Source organism: Microcoleus sp. PH2017_28_MFU_U_A, assembly GCF_020738035.1.
In the GTDB taxonomy this organism is placed as follows: Bacteria; Cyanobacteriota; Cyanobacteriia; order Cyanobacteriales; family Microcoleaceae; genus Microcoleus.
Map to the genome: position 1 here is coordinate 22,903 of NZ_JAEQCX010000023.1, position 14,513 is coordinate 37,415.

Genomic DNA, 14,513 nt, shown 5'->3' on the forward strand with positions numbered 1-14,513 from the left:
CCCAGAAATTCGCGAATTATGTAAAGTTTTGTAAATTATGCAGAAGTTTTGCATAAAAATCGCAGATCCCGACAGATAGGCAAATAGAAGGCATTGCAGGGGATATGGCAGCTCCGACAGCGGGCGCACCAGTCGCTCTGGGAGCATTCGCTCAACCCGGCGGCCTGCATAGCTGGTTGGAGACTATTTTTCTGAGTAACCTTGGAACAAGAGATGCCTACTAAGGACGAAATTGACGATCGGCTCAAACAGCTAGCCATAGCTGCCAAAAATCACCAGCCTAAAACTTTAGGGCGACAGAAAGCTGTGACCAGATTAGTGATGGAAATTGAAAAATATAAAATCATTAACTGTCCGCAGAATAAGAATTTTTCCTACGCAATTTATCAGGAAATTTTGCTGGAAGCCAAACAGGAACTGATGTTTCGCATTTCCCGGGAAATTCACAACTACCGACCTGAAAAAGAGGTCAGCCAGTGGGTAAATTTCTTGATAGTTAAATGTTTTCAAGAAACCACCCCTAAAGTTATAGGTAGGAAAGATTTACCAACTGTATACTACGGAGATATGGAACCCGTTTTCAATCAAATGGAAAATCAGCAGATCGAACATGAATCTTGTCCAATCGCAGCAGGTCTAATTGAGATGATTGAAGAAGATCCGGGCGATATTTTTCAAAAGGAAGTGATGAGAAAGCACGCCCACGTCAACTTTAAATTGTTGCTGGTCAAGAGAGTGATAGAAGATGCAAGCTTGCAGCAAATCTCCGAAGAGTTAGGAGTAAGTATTTCAAGTTTGAGCAGTTTTTACCAGAGGTCTTTGGAGAAATTCACGCCCAGATTCCGAGAATACTTGTAGGACATTCAAAACCCAAAAGCAGAGATGGATCATGAATAACACAGAAGTTGATTTAGTTTTGACAATACCGATCGCCCCAGCAGCCTACCGCAGCGCTCAAACCCTTGCACAGCAACAAAGTGACCGGGGGAAAGCCAAACAGGTTTATCTCAATGCTTTGGCTGTGCACGCAGTCGATTTGTACTTTCAGTGTATGGAAATAGATACGGATTTGGCTGCCAGCAATATTTGGAATCCTGCGATCCAGAAATTCATGGATATTGCGGATTTGGATGTCAAAGGTATTGGCAAGCTGGAATGCCGTTGGGTAAGCCCTGGTGAAGAAGGTGTCTCGATTCCGGCAGAAGTGCGATCGGACAGAATCGGTTATGTTGCTGTAGAGATCGGCCAATCTCTCGAAGAGGTGAAGTTGCTGGGATTTGTCAAAAATGGCGATCGAGAAAAAGTTCCACTTAGCGAGTTGGAGTCGATCGACAACCTGCTAGAATACTTAGACGAGCTCAAGCCTGTAAATCTCAGTCAGTGGTTGCACAATATTGTCGATAGCGGTTGGCACACAGCCCAAACACTGTTCGAGTCAAAACCAGAATTGCAGTTTGCTTTCCGAAGTCCCCAAGTAGTCGAAAAAAGTGCTTCAGCAGATGTACGCGTACCAGTCAAGCGAGGCAAATTACTCAACTTAGAGTGGGGAAAAGAGCAAGTAGCTTTATTTGTGGAATTGATGACAACCGATGAACCAGATATCGATATTTCGGTAGAGGTTTATCCCACAAACGGTCAAACTAACTTGCCCAACGATTTGCAGTTGATGGTGCTGGATGATGAAGGTGAACCTCTGATGCAAGCTAGGGCAAATAAAACAGAAAATTTGCTCTTTGAGTTAAGCGGAGAACCGGGAGAGCATTTTAGTGTCAAGTTGGCTTTGGGCGATTTCAGCGTGACTGAAAATTTTTTGATCTAATTGTCACTTATCAAGAGGGGGTGTGAATTGTGGATAAGTTAATTGTTTTGAAATTAGACGGAGATTGCGAAGAAGGTTTTCGCTGCACCATAAAAATTGGGAAAAATAATCAATTTCCCTCTACGGACTTTACGGAAAGTAAAACATTGCCAGCCAACCCGCAAATAGCAGCTTTTGAAGAAGAACATTGGCGGGAAAAATATCGAGCTATGGGAACAAATTCCCGGCATCACCAGGAAAATTTAGTGCATTTAATTTACCCTTTTTTGCACAAAGATGCCAAAAAAAATACTGCTGTGAAATCGACGGTGGCTAAAGGATTGTCTTTTCGTCGGATAAAACCGAAAAAGATTAATGCAAGAAGTCCTGTGAATGATTGCAAAGAGTCTGGGAAAAAACTTGTGTTGATGCTGAATGATTGGCTCAAGTCTCCTGAATTTGCTAGGGTAGATAGAATAATTGGGGACAATTTAAATCCAGATGAAGAGGCAAGGGTGCTGATTTGCACAAATGACAAACACTTGCACAAACTGCCTTGGAATCAGTGGGATTTGTTTGAAAGATTTCCGAAAGCCGAACCTTCGCTGAGTAAATTAAACTATGTAACACTGGAAAATCCTGGACAACCTATCCGCAAGTCTAAGGTAAGGATTTTAGCAATTCTGGGAAACAGCGCTGGGATTGATATCACGCAAGATAGGAAAATTTTGGAGAATTTGTCTCCCAATGCTGAGGTGAGGTTTCTAGTGGAACCGAAACAGGACGAAATTAACGACGAACTTTGGGAGCAATCTTGGGATATTATATTTTTTGCAGGCCACGGGGAAACTGAGGACGATATTGGCAAAATATATATCAATCAAACTGATTTTTTGACAATTAATGAGTTGTGGTGCGGCTTGAGGAAAGCGGTAAAAAATGGTTTGCAACTTGCAATTTTTAACTGTTGCGATGGGTTGGGTTTGGCTAGAAATTTAGATGATTTTCAGATGATTCCGCAAATGATTTTAATGCGGGAGTTTGTGCCGGATTTTGTGGCTCAAGAATTTTTAAAGTGTTTTCTTAAAGAGTTTGTGGATGGCAAGTCTTTGTATGCAGCAGCGGGGGAAGCACGGCGGCGGTTGGAGACTTGGGAAAAGGATTTTCCTTGTGCTAGTTGGTTGCCTGTAATTTGGCAGCATCCGGCAGCGAAGCCTGCGGTTTGGAACGATTTTTTGCTGGCGCCGGATTCGCCTGCTGTGGCCCAGGATTTGACTTTGCTTCCCACGTCTGGGAAAAGACCGCCGGTTAATGTTTTTTCGCGTTTGAAGTCGGTGATTTTGGCGAGTGCGGGCTGTACCCTGGCTGTGATGGGAACGCGCTCTCTGGGGGTTATGGAGGCGCTGGAACTGTCAATGCTCGATCGACTAATGAGCCAGCGCGAACCGGAATTAATCGACAATCGGTTGCTGGTTGTGGAAGTGACAAACAAGGATGCCGAGAAGTACGGCTATCCCCAAACGGATGCTACTTTAGCAAAGGCGATGGACAAATTGCAGCAGTTTAAACCTATAGCAATTGGTTTGAATATGCACCGAAATGTGGCAAGGGAGCCAGGAAGAAAAAATTTAATTTCCCTATTTGATAGCAATCCTAATATTATTACTGTATGCAGTTATGGTTCCAATGATATAAATTACGATCCGCCGCCAGAATTGTCTAAGGCTAAATTAACCAATCAACTTGGTTTTAGCGATTTGACTCCGGATGAATTGCGCCATGAAAAAGGTAGCAGTATTCGCCGTCAATCTCTTTCCTATAAACCAAATCTTTCTAGTTTTACTAACAAGTGTAAAATTCCCACTAGCTTCAGCTTTCTGTTAGCTTTGCGTTTTTTGGAAAATCAAGGAATAAAATCACAGATAAGTAACAATCAAGAGTGGCGAATCGCTGATGTTACATTCAAAAGATTGGCTACTCGTACAGGAGGTTATCAAGATTTAAAGGCGCTAGTAAGTCAAGTCTTGCTCAACTACCGCGCCAACCCCAAGCCAGCTTTTAAAGTGACGCTTCAAGAAGTATTGGAAGGGAAAATAAACTCTGATTTAGTCAAGGGTAAAATTGTCCTAATTGGTCACACTTCGGAGGTTTCGAGGGAGGATTCTGATACTCCTTACGGTAAAATGTCGGGAGTTTGGATTCACGCTCACATGGTGAGTCAAATCCTCAGCGCTGTAATTGATAAAAGGCCGCTAATGTGGCTTTTACCACAATCGCAAGGGATACAGTGGGGAGATGCTGTTTTTGTGTGGTTGGTGGCTGTGACGGGCGGGCTGTTGGTTTGGCGGGGTCGATCGCTCTTGGTGTTGGCGATCGCTAGCGGTGCTATGATCTGTGTGCTGTACCAAGGTTCTTTGGTAATTTTGACTTTCGGTGGCTGGATGCCTTTGGTTCCGGCGGTTGTGGCTTTAGTTGCGACGGGTGGTATCTTGTTTGTGTACGATCGATCTTAATTAGCCTCGGCGGCTGAAATTTCGGAGAAATCTCGGCGGTTGAAACCGCGTTTATACAAGCAAATTCCGAACTCAGAGGGACTGGGAGAGAAGAGAGCTTTTATGTGTAAAATGCAATTGCAGTTAGTTTTGGGTTTAATTTTGGCGATCGATTCTGCGTCAGCGCTGGCAAATCCGGCACATCCAGCTACTGTAGTAGAAAATAATTTGGTCAAAAATCATCGAATTGCGATCGCACAAAACGCCAAACCCCAGAGAAAGCCGGATATAAAAACACCAATCACACCACCAGACAAAAACACGAAACCCGGGGCCGGATCGAAAGTATCAAAAACACCTAACACACCTCCCGATTCTAATACCAAACCTGGTGGACTCGACCCTTCTAAATCATGCAAAAGAACCAATAAGGTAATTGCTCAACCCCTTTAACAAGAAGACAAGATAGACATTAGATAAAGGAATGGAAAAACTCCCCGACTTAAAACAACTATCGAGCGAGGCAAAAGAAGCCTTGATAGTAGAGCTATGGAAGAAAATCCAAAAACTCAGCGCAATATTAGACACCTACGAACCAAAACCCGAGCCAGAGCCATCTCCCAAAAAAACTCTTCAAAATTCCAGCACTCCACCTTCCAAAGGATTCAAGCCCAACATTTGTACCGACGCTCTAGTTGAGCAATTACAACGGCAGCTTATTTTGAGAAATAGCGGCAATTGATTCCCCTGCGATCGCAAATCCCGCCTTGATTTCAACACCCTCGATCAAATCCTGTGGCATATTTTTAAAGACTCCAACCCAAAAATAAATCTAACAATCAATACAGTTGAACCTGAAGCAGCGGAAATTCGGGATTGAGATCGAACTCTCACCGTAAATTTTTCAATAATTGCTTTTTATGTCCTATGTCTTTAGGTTGTAAATTAAGTTTCATCAAATTTAACTAGCGCTATCACTGGGAGCAAAGTATGGCAAGCCTCGTGGTAGAGTTCGGCTAAGTCGATATTTTGGGTGGCGACAAGTTGGCGGCGGTATATTTCAGTTTTGGATCGCAAAGTAAATAATTTACACTCTTGAAAGTGGGACGGGCGGGACGCCCATCCCACAAGAACCATCAATAAGTTATTTAATTCTCATTCCTTTGCTGTTGACTTGATTTGCGATCGCACCAACAATTTTCGATCTGATAGGTACTTGTACGGATTACGAAAATAGTGTTAAGGCTACCAATCAAACCAAATTTCTCAGTTTTTTTTATACTCATCTTTGTTAATTGTGGCACGGGCGTGTCGCCCGCGAGCCATCGGCAGTTAAAAACTCCAAAATTTATGGCACTTTTTCCGATCGAGCAACTAACTGTGATATATATAACTCACTTTTCCTAATTTATATGTAATAATACTTAATTAGATAAATAATTTTACACTATGCGGTCGATCGCCAATGTTAGCTATCGACAACCCAAACAGAATCAATGCCAAATTAAAAACAACATTTCCAGCTCCCTCAATGAAAATAGCCGCGTGTGGCAGTTAATTGCAGTAAATTCAAGTCAGGGATTGATAAACAGATTGAATTTCCAAATTTACACACGATTTTCATATAAATTGACAAATTTAGCCAAACAAATTAATTCTAAACTGTTAGAATAGCTAACAGTTAGTATTACTGCAATTGCGGTGCAGAGCGAATACCTGTACTGTCTATAAAGCAAATTAGCGATCCGTCCATAATTAAATGCCCGAGTCGCCTATACTTACTTACACCCCCCTGGGAAAAGTAAACTAAAAACCTAAATAAGTCACTGAAGCACCCTCCGAGCAAGTGCAGGAGCTTCACAGAAAGCCTCTGTTGACGCCAAGGTTTTTTTACTCAAACATGAAATTTGATTTGTATGCTGCACCAACCGAGCATCCCTTTTGCTCACGCCACCTTGCTGAGTACAGCAATGGTGGAGATTTTTCAGGGGGAAGAAAGATGAATTTGGAACAATCCTCTACAGGAATAACCCCCGATAGCTGCGCTGCGGCAGTAGTGGAAATCATTCCGCTGATTGTGGGGTCGATTCGAGCCCAAATGCGAAATCAAGGAGAACCCTTTTTATCGATATCTCAGTTTCGCAGTCTTATGTTTCTTTACCGCTATCCAGGTTCTTCTTTATCCAAGTTAGCAGATTATTTGGGGGTAACTCGACCGACTGCTTCTGCAATTTGCGAGCGCTTGGTTCAGGAAAAATTTGTAGACCGCAAAGAACATCCTCAGGAACGGCGAGCGGTGGTGCTGAAACTGACAGAAACTGGTCGTGCGAGGCTCGAAGAAATTCAAGCGCTCACCTGTAGCAATATTTCGCCAATGTTCGAGGATTTGTCTGAGGAGCAGATGGAGAGCGTTTTAGCAGGATTGACGTTACTCAGAGAGGTGTTTGACGGCAAATCTAACGATCGGTAAAACCTCATATACATCTATTTACTGTTTAATCTGTGACATATAGGTTGTAGGGTACGTAGTCCGCACCCTACAGCTTTTTTTGACCTATAGCCCAATACGGTTCATTTAACACTCCTTATACTTGGATATCCCCCTCGCATCCCCGTTAAGAAGCAGGATGGTTTTATAGTCATCACAAAAATTAGGTACGTAGTTGGGCTTGGGCCCTCTTTATCCATAGGCCTAAAGAGGGCTTAAGCCCAACTACGTACCTTGATTAGGAATAACAATTTAATAACTTAAGCAATGTTTGCTCGTTGCTCGTTACCAGGAAGAGCCTAGTAATGCAGATTCGGAGGCTCTGCTTCCCTTTACCTTGCCGCTTATGGAGATAGAGGATAGTTATTACATAATTTACTTTTTGGCTGAATTTAACAGCTTTGCTAAAACGTTTCGCGTTATCTGCTGAGCTCCGGCATTTAAAACAGGCGATCGCAACTGCGGCGCATTGTAATCGTCTAATCCCCACGCCCACTGCATCGAACCAGTCGCGAATACTTTCGCCCCCGAATCTGCTGTATAAACCGTCATATCAGCATAGCGAGTCCCGCCGCCGTGAGGGTATGGAGAATGCCCGACCCGAACTATATTTTTCGGAGCATTGCCAAACATTCGATCGACTTCATAACCCAACAGTCCCGGTAACTTGTCGCCCTGTTTTAACTGAGTTTTTTCCAGCAGCCAATCCGGGGCATTTTTATCAATCACAATATCAGAATTAACTTGAAATGTCTCGTACATAACACCTATCAAAGCATCTTCTGGACTTCCGATAGAGTGGTCTCGCCAGCGAGTTGTTACTAAAGAATTAAGTGCTGGCGATTTATTGTAACTTGTTGCTATTTGAGTGCTTTCTAGTTGCTCTGTTCCATAGCTTAATTCCCCAGTATTAGCTATTTTTACTATCGAATTAACGGCGCCTAATTCTTTTTGCAATCCACCCATAGGGTCTAAATCTGCCATTTCTTTATAAGCAACCACAGTTCGGTTTACTTCCCTAGTAATTCGGCTGGGTTCTAGGCGGATCTGCCAATAGCAAATATTGGAACCAAAAAATCCGATGCTGACGCCTTCATCTCTAGCAGCTTCTATATTTTCTCGCATATCTCGCGACCAGTATTCGTCGTGACCGACGGACAAAAATGCTTTGTGAGACAACAGCAACCGGGAGTTAAAATGCGTGTCAATGTTGGTGGCATAGGTAACATCGTAGCCTTCTTTTTCCAGCCACCTGACCATATTGTATTCCCAACCAGCGCTCGAAGTTCTCCTTTTTGGCTGAAAATTTGTCAGAAATTCCCCCGCACCTACGCCGTAAGCTGCTTTGCGGTTGGGACTCATGGCGTAGGGCCGATTAAACGAAACCTTGTAAGCTTGTTTTGCCATGCTGTTCCAGCGGTAAAGGGATTTGTGACCCCAATTGTTGTACGCTTGGAAAGTGGTAACGCTGGATTGAAATAAAATGTCGGATTTGCGATCGTCATCCCGCACTATAAAGATAATATAACTTTGTTTCCCGCTGATACTGGCAGTGAGTTTAGCTAAATAAATGCCGCTCGTCCAGTCGGAAGGGCGATCGCTAATTTGCAAAATATACGGGTCTTTCCAATCGCATTCTATCAGTCCCGATGCTTCATCTTCTCTCGGCGGAGGCTGTCTGATTCCCTTCCGCACAATTGGGTCATTCATCCGGCGGCCACCGAGTCCATTATACCATCCGGTGCGGAATATTTCTATGCTATAATTCGGTTCTTTAGTGTTGACAAATAACTTAATTTCGCCGCCGAGATTGACGCTGGTCAGAGAGGCGTAACCTTCGATTTCTCGCTTCGTAGCAGGATTTTCTAACTCCCAGTCTGGGGTTCCGGGTTTTTGGTTTTCTCGGGCTGTGAGATTGGTGCCGATAGCACTTTTTGCGATATTTGAATAGTCTTGAGAATGTGCTGCGCTGTTAGACAAAAAAGGGGCGGCTAAGCCAAGTGAGAAAGCTTTCAGAAACTCTCGGCGGCGCAATTTCGACAATAGTTTAACTGTCACTGGTTTAAGTCTATGAATTTTAGGTGATAGATTGTACGGTTGGGTTTGGGTGTATCGGGCGTAACAATACTTTACAATAGCCCTGGAAACATCATACCTGAGATAGATTAATTTGCGATCCTCTTCGAGGGCTTCGCCAACGCGCGATCGTCCTACTCCGACTGAGTGATTTGTCTGAATTTTTCTTCACATATAATGTATTAGGTCTTATGATGTATGCCTTATGGCGTATGTCCCATCACCGAACAGTTTTAGATAGAAAAGCCGATTTGAGATGTTTTTAGGTACAAGTCCCCGGAAGCATCCGCGAATCGCCTCTAAAATCTAAAATCTGAAATCTAAAATCGGATGATTTATTTGTGTGAACCAGCTTTATGAGTGAATCAACCAATCCACCGCTATCTCCACCAGTTTCTCGACGAACCGCCCTCAAATTCCTCGGAGTCGGTGCCGCAGGCGGGCTGCTGGGCTACTCTCGATTGTCCAAGCCCGAACCCGCCGTTTTTGTGCAAGATACTCTTGACTTGCCGCGAATGCTGAATAAACCCAAAACCGTTGCAGTTGTCGGCGCAGGATTAGCAGGGCTCGCCTGTGCTTACGAACTGAGTCAGCGGGGTTTCGCCGTGACGCTGTTGGACAAATCGCCCCAACTCGGCGGTAAAATTGCTAGTTGGCCGATACAAGTCGGCAACGAAACCTTTATGATGGAACACGGTTTTCACGGTTTTTTTCCGCAATACTACAACCTCAAAAGTGTGGTCAAAGAACTAGAAATTACCGATAACTTTGTATCTTTAGAATCCTACGCCGTTGTATTTCGAGACGGCAAATACCAACCAGAAGTTTTCCGTCCCAACCATTCAGCTTTCCCCTGGAATATCGTTGATTTGGGGATATCTTCTCCGAATAGGCTCAAGTGGGGAATCAATCTGACAAAACCCGCTCACTGGCAAGTCTTTCGGGAAATCGGCGGTTTTCAAACTCAAAAAAGTTTCGCTCGCCTTGACAATATATCAGTTGCTGACTGGGTAAAAGGTGAATTCCCGCGCGGACTTTACGACTTGTATTTTCTGCCTTTTGCCAAGTCCAGTCTCAACGCTCCCGACGAATTGAGCGTGGGAGAATTAATGCAATTCTTCCACTTTTACTTTTTCGGAAATCCCGAAGGTTTGGCATTCAACGGCACGCGGCAAGATATGGGCACGAGTTTGGTGCAGCCGATTGCCAGATCCATTGAAAGTAAAGGTGGCAAAGTATTGACAGATGTCGCAGTTAGCGGAATTCACTGGGAAAACGGTCAGATTGATTCTTTGACTTATCAGTCTGGAGACGTGCAGAGTAAAGTACCTTTTTGGGTAAAGCGAAACGCGCTGTTAACTGACAGCAACTCTACGGAATATTTCGGCGCTGGCGACAGCGTGTTTGCCGCCGCACCCGGAGGAAAAGAGGCAATTTCTCTGAGCTGTACTCACCAAGGCTGCACGGTTCAGAAACAAAATGACGGTCAATTTCACTGTCCTTGTCATGGGGCAGTTTTTGATGCTGATGGGCGAGTTGTGAGCGGGCCTGCTCAACGGGATTTGCCTCGATTTAAAGTAGTTGATAAAAAATCCGATGAGATACAGTTAGCCACCGCTCCTAATAAGTCGCAACCGCAGAATGCAGGGGAAACATTGAAGGCTGATTATTATGTATTTGCGGCGGATGTTCCGGGGATGCAGCATTTGTTTAGTTTGGCCAGCGGTGAGGTGAATCCGCAGGTGCAGAGCCGAATTGAGGAATTGAAAATAGCCGATCCGTTTGCGGTTGGGCGTTTTTGGTTCGATCGCGATTTTGCCTGGGAACACAGCAATTTTAGTTCGCTTTCCGGCTACAAACTGACTGACAGCATCACACTTTACCACAAAATCCAGGATCAGTTCATCGAGTGGCATCAGAAAACTGGCGGTAGCGTAGTGGAACTGCACGCTTATTGTTACAAGGAGAAGGAATTCCCCAACCAGGAAGTTTTGCTGGCTACTTTTGAGCAAGAATTGTATGAAATTGTACCGGAATTAAAAGCAGCAACTCTGCTGCACCGGGAGTTGGTAAATCAAAAGAATTTCTCGGGCTATCCGCCCGGTAGTTATGCGGAAAGGCCGGAGACTTGCTGCGCTGTTCCCAATCTGTTGTTTGCCGGAGATTGGGTAAAAATGCCTTTTCCTTGCGGTTTAATGGAAAGGGCGGTGAGCAGCGGTTTGTTGGCAGCTAATGCTATTTTATACCAGGAGGGTTTGCAGAGGCGATCGCTCTTGACGGTGAATCCCGAAGGCGTGCTGAAAATCTAAGGTTTGCAGCGGGGCGGATTTTCAATCGTGTCCGCACGAATAAAAACTGGTTCGTAGTGAGGACTTTAGTCCTCAGGAGAAGAAGGACTAAAGTCCTAACTACGAACCTTAAAAAAAACTGGTTCGTAGTGAGGACTTTAGTCCTCAGGAGAAGAAGGACTAAAGTCCTCACTACGAACCTTTTTATTTTATTTCGAGTTAAATTAGCACACAAAACATTGGTTTATGGCTAAAAGAATCTGGTGGCAAAAACCGCAAATCCGCACCGACGAAGAACAGCAATTGCACCGAAAAGTTAGCTGGCTGGAACTCTTTTTTGACCTGGTATTCGTAGTTATTATTGCCGAATTATCGCACAATTTGGCGATCGATGTTTCTTGGGTAGGCGCGGGTAAATACATCTTGCTATTCTTGCCCGCGTGGTGGGTTTGGATCGGTGCAACTTACTATAATGAGCGGTTTGAGACAGAAGGAATTGAAAATCGATTGTTTACGTTTCTCCTAATTTTGGCTGTAGCGGGATTGGCGGTATTTTCCCACCACGGTTTAGGAGAAACCTCTGTGGGTTTTGCCTTATCTTACGTATTTGCGCGATCGATCGTAACTGTTCTCTGGTGGCGTGCTGGTTACCACGAACCGAGTTTCCGCCCAACTGCGAAACGGTTTGTCATTGGTTCTAGTATTTCGATCGCCTTTTTTATCTTATCCGTTTTCGCACCTCCCCCAACACGTTTTATCTTGTGGGTAATTGGCTTATTTGTAGATATCAATACCCCGATATTTACCCTCAGACACCAATCAAAACTCCCCCAATTTAGCAGTTCCAGACTTCCCGAAAGATACGGACTATTTATGATTATCGTTTTGGGGGAAGCCGTAGTCAGCGTAGTTCAAGGATTAGCCGCCAAAGAACACTTTGAATTCGCCCATGCCATCACTGGAATTCTGGGAATGACGCTGATTTTCGGTATATGGTGGATATACTTTGATTTTGTCGCTCGCAGGCCTCCAAAACCTGCAACTGGTTGGGTATTTGCTTGGGGATATTTGCATATGCCGCTGGTAATGTCGGTGACGGCAACGGCGGCAGGAATCAACAATGTAATTGCCTCGAAAGCAACAGTGCTGCCTTTGAACGTGCGGTGCTTAATTTGTGGTTCTTTAGCGATTTCTTTAGCTGTGATTGCTCTACTAGAAACCACTTTGCGCCGAGATGAGGACGAACCCGCTCACCCGATATGGAGTCCTGCCTTAAAGTTAGCTGCGGCGGTTGTGACACTAATTGTAGGTCTTTTCGGAGGATTAGGAGCGATCGCTCTCCTGAGTTTGTTGGTAATATTACTAGCAATTCAGATGAGTTACGGTTTGTGGGTGTGGTTTCGCTGAGGAGAAAAGTCAGAGCTTGGGAACAAAAAAACATCCGCGTGGCTTTGGGTGCATCTGCGGGTAAAATGTTGAATGAGTATAAAGCAAGAATAGATGCTGAAGAGTAACTGGAAAATTCCCAATAAATCTGTAACGTTTGATGATTTTGCAACAGAATACGATTTCGCTGCCACCTTGGAAAGCCAGAACGATTTTTTTACTAAAAATCTGTCTTCCAACAAAGGTACAGCATTAGATATTGGCTGCGGTTCTGGCATTCTGGCTTGGGAATTAGCTAAGTATTACGAGCGTGTAGTGGCGGTAGATTTATCAGCAAAAATGCTGGCTATTGCTAGTCAAAAACGCTCAGCCCCCAATATCGAATACATCCAAATGGATGCCAGTCAATTAGCGCTCGATCGCCAATTTGATTTAATAGTTAGTGCCACCACTTTTCACCACCTACCCAACCTACCCGTCGCCCTCTCAGGCATTAAGAACTTGTTAAATCGGCAGGGTAAAATTGTCTTTTTAGATAATGTCTCAGAAGTCGAAACACCAGCCACCCTCGGCTACATTATAGGTGCAATTAGAGATTTTATTCCCGATTGTTCTAAATACGGATTTCGCGATGCTTCAAGATTGTTGAAATTTAGATTGTCGCCAAGCTGGTTGAAGCATTTAGCGAGCGACAGGTATTTGTCAGAAGGGAGATTTAAAAGAATTTACGGCCGTTGCTTTCCCGGCTGTTATTTTGTAAGATTGGGTTGTTCTATGGGCGTAATTTGGGAAAATTTGTAATGCAAAATAATGCGATCGAATCGATATCTGCAAGGGGAGAAAAAACTCACATCCGCGAGTTGGGCATTAATTTGGAGCAATGGTATGCAGTCGCCCGCAGCACAGAGGTACAGAGTCAGCCCCTAGCTGTGATATTGTGGCATCGGGCGATCGCACTTTTCCGCGACAGTACAGGCAAAATCAACGCCTTAGAAGACAGGTGCCCGCACCGACAAGTTAAACTCAGCCACGGCAAAGTTAAAGGCGATTTAATCGAATGCGCGTACCACGGATGGCGATTAAATGCAAGCGGAGAATGCGCCGAAGTCGATTATTTAGCAGAAAACCAAAAGCTACCTAACTGCAAAATTCGCTCCTATCCAGTCAAGGAGCAAAACGGTTTTATCTGGCTGTTTCCCGGCGACAAAACCCAAGCCGAAAAAATAGATTTATTGGATTTGCCCGAGTGGGAACATCTCAATTATATTGCCACAGTCTCAGTCATCGACTGTCAGGCACACTATTCATTTTTAATTGAAAATTTGATGGATATGTACCACGGACACTTGCACGATGATTGGCAAGCTTGGGCAAATCCGGTATTAGATAGTTTAGCAGAAGACGAGCATCAAGTAACAGCTCGCTATCAAGCACAAAGTTATTACAAAATAGATAAAATTTGGTCAATTTCCCAGTTATTTTTTAAGTCTCTGCGCCGACTGCACCCGGAACCGCTTGACGTGAGTTATGTTTACCCGCACTGGGTTTCAACATTGGGAAGCGACTTTAAGATTTACTGCTTGGTTTGCCCGGTAAGCGAGACAGCAACTCGCGCTTATTTAGTTCATTTTACCTCATTAAATGCGTTTTGGCGGCTGCACAAATTGCCTGTGTGGTTTCGCAAGTTTATCAAAGATAGCTGTTTCGGTGCCGCTCAAAAGTTATTAGATGGTTTGGTGCGGCAGGATGTGTTAATGATTGAGGAAGAACAGCAGGCTTTTTTGCAGAATTCGGAAAGAAAGAGTTACGAATTAAATCGGGCGTTGGGTAGCGTGCAAAAGTTGATGAGAAGTCAGGCGGAAAAAGAGTGATTCAGCCGCAGATTGACATCTGCGGCGCGACGAATGGAACCAGCCTGCACAGGCTAAGTTGAGAGTTCGCCTTTCCAAGCTTGAGCATGGTATTCTAGCAACAGGGAAAATTGA

12 protein-coding genes are annotated in these 14,513 nt (G+C 44.2%); 10 read left to right on the plus strand and 2 right to left on the minus strand.

The window, feature by feature from the left end; all coding sequences use genetic code 11:
• Positions 1 to 213: 213 nt before the first annotated feature.
• From JGK14_RS01460 to JGK14_RS01480, 5 genes are all read left to right on the plus strand, one after another.
• Positions 214 to 858 (plus strand): hypothetical protein, encoded by a 645-nt coding sequence (locus JGK14_RS01460; RefSeq protein ID WP_325314695.1) that lies wholly within the window; start codon positions 214 to 216, stop codon positions 856 to 858.
• A gap of 31 nt (positions 859 to 889) precedes the next feature.
• Positions 890 to 1,819, plus strand: coding sequence for a DUF1822 family protein (locus JGK14_RS01465; RefSeq protein ID WP_325314696.1), 930 nt, complete (start codon positions 890 to 892; stop codon positions 1,817 to 1,819).
• A gap of 29 nt (positions 1,820 to 1,848) precedes the next feature.
• Positions 1,849 to 4,311, plus strand: a complete 2,463-nt coding sequence (locus tag JGK14_RS01470) for a CHASE2 domain-containing protein (RefSeq protein WP_325314697.1) — start codon at positions 1,849 to 1,851, stop codon at positions 4,309 to 4,311.
• Positions 4,312 to 4,413: 102 nt separating this feature from the next.
• Positions 4,414 to 4,743, plus strand: coding sequence for a hypothetical protein (locus JGK14_RS01475; protein ID WP_293185799.1), 330 nt, complete (start codon positions 4,414 to 4,416; stop codon positions 4,741 to 4,743).
• A gap of 31 nt (positions 4,744 to 4,774) precedes the next feature.
• Complete coding sequence (locus JGK14_RS01480; protein WP_325314698.1) at positions 4,775 to 5,032, plus strand: hypothetical protein; 258 nt, start codon at positions 4,775 to 4,777, stop codon at positions 5,030 to 5,032.
• Positions 5,033 to 5,235: 203 nt separating this feature from the next.
• Here the strand turns inward: JGK14_RS01480 and JGK14_RS01485 are convergent, their stop codons facing one another.
• A complete protein-coding gene (locus JGK14_RS01485) occupies positions 5,236 to 5,367 on the minus strand; it encodes a hypothetical protein (RefSeq protein WP_325314699.1) in 132 nt (43 codons plus the stop codon).
• An 823-nt stretch (positions 5,368 to 6,190) separates the two neighbouring features.
• Between JGK14_RS01485 and JGK14_RS01490 the strand changes: the two genes are divergently transcribed.
• A complete protein-coding gene (locus JGK14_RS01490) occupies positions 6,191 to 6,760 on the plus strand; it encodes a MarR family winged helix-turn-helix transcriptional regulator (protein WP_293191620.1) in 570 nt (189 codons plus the stop codon).
• A 393-nt stretch (positions 6,761 to 7,153) separates the two neighbouring features.
• On the opposite strand, the gene JGK14_RS01495 is transcribed toward JGK14_RS01490, so the two are convergent.
• The gene (locus JGK14_RS01495; RefSeq protein ID WP_293312286.1) at positions 7,154 to 8,836 is read right to left on the minus strand and encodes a N,N-dimethylformamidase beta subunit family domain-containing protein; all 1,683 of its coding nucleotides are present in this window, start codon (positions 8,834 to 8,836) and stop codon (positions 7,154 to 7,156) included.
• A gap of 374 nt (positions 8,837 to 9,210) precedes the next feature.
• Here JGK14_RS01495 and JGK14_RS01500 point away from each other — a divergent pair, with 374 nt between their 5' ends.
• The 4 genes from JGK14_RS01500 to JGK14_RS01515 all read left to right on the plus strand — a co-directional run bounded on the left by JGK14_RS01500 (position 9,211) and on the right by JGK14_RS01515 (position 14,399).
• Positions 9,211 to 11,163, plus strand: coding sequence for an FAD-dependent oxidoreductase (locus JGK14_RS01500; RefSeq protein ID WP_293176322.1), 1,953 nt, complete (start codon positions 9,211 to 9,213; stop codon positions 11,161 to 11,163).
• A 225-nt stretch (positions 11,164 to 11,388) separates the two neighbouring features.
• On the plus strand, positions 11,389 to 12,549 hold the full coding sequence (locus tag JGK14_RS01505) for a low temperature requirement protein A (RefSeq protein WP_293176320.1): 1,161 nt from the start codon (positions 11,389 to 11,391) through the stop codon (positions 12,547 to 12,549).
• A 93-nt stretch (positions 12,550 to 12,642) separates the two neighbouring features.
• Positions 12,643 to 13,329, plus strand: coding sequence for a class I SAM-dependent methyltransferase (locus tag JGK14_RS01510; protein WP_293176318.1), 687 nt, complete (start codon positions 12,643 to 12,645; stop codon positions 13,327 to 13,329).
• Positions 13,329 to 14,399 carry an aromatic ring-hydroxylating dioxygenase subunit alpha gene (locus JGK14_RS01515; protein ID WP_293223909.1) on the plus strand — a complete coding sequence of 357 codons (1,071 nt, stop codon included), beginning with the start codon at positions 13,329 to 13,331 and terminating at the stop codon, positions 14,397 to 14,399. Before JGK14_RS01510 ends, JGK14_RS01515 begins: the two co-directional genes overlap by 1 nt.
• Positions 14,400 to 14,513: the final 114 nt, after the last annotated feature.

Excerpts from the sequence above, each read along its gene's own strand:
- JGK14_RS01515 (WP_293223909.1), top strand. The coding sequence starts at position 13,329 with ATGCAAAATAATGCGATCGAATCGATATCTGCAAGGGGAGAAAAAACT.
- JGK14_RS01500 (WP_293176322.1), top strand. The coding sequence starts at position 9,211 with ATGAGTGAATCAACCAATCCACCGCTATCTCCACCAGTTTCTCGACGA.
- JGK14_RS01460 (WP_325314695.1), top strand. The coding sequence starts at position 214 with ATGCCTACTAAGGACGAAATTGACGATCGGCTCAAACAGCTAGCCATA.
- JGK14_RS01465 (WP_325314696.1), top strand. The coding sequence starts at position 890 with ATGAATAACACAGAAGTTGATTTAGTTTTGACAATACCGATCGCCCCA.
- JGK14_RS01510 (WP_293176318.1), top strand. The coding sequence starts at position 12,643 with ATGCTGAAGAGTAACTGGAAAATTCCCAATAAATCTGTAACGTTTGAT.
- JGK14_RS01475 (WP_293185799.1), top strand. The coding sequence starts at position 4,414 with ATGTGTAAAATGCAATTGCAGTTAGTTTTGGGTTTAATTTTGGCGATC.
- JGK14_RS01490 (WP_293191620.1), top strand. The coding sequence starts at position 6,191 with ATGAAATTTGATTTGTATGCTGCACCAACCGAGCATCCCTTTTGCTCA.
- JGK14_RS01505 (WP_293176320.1), top strand. The coding sequence starts at position 11,389 with ATGGCTAAAAGAATCTGGTGGCAAAAACCGCAAATCCGCACCGACGAA.
- JGK14_RS01480 (WP_325314698.1), top strand. The coding sequence starts at position 4,775 with ATGGAAAAACTCCCCGACTTAAAACAACTATCGAGCGAGGCAAAAGAA.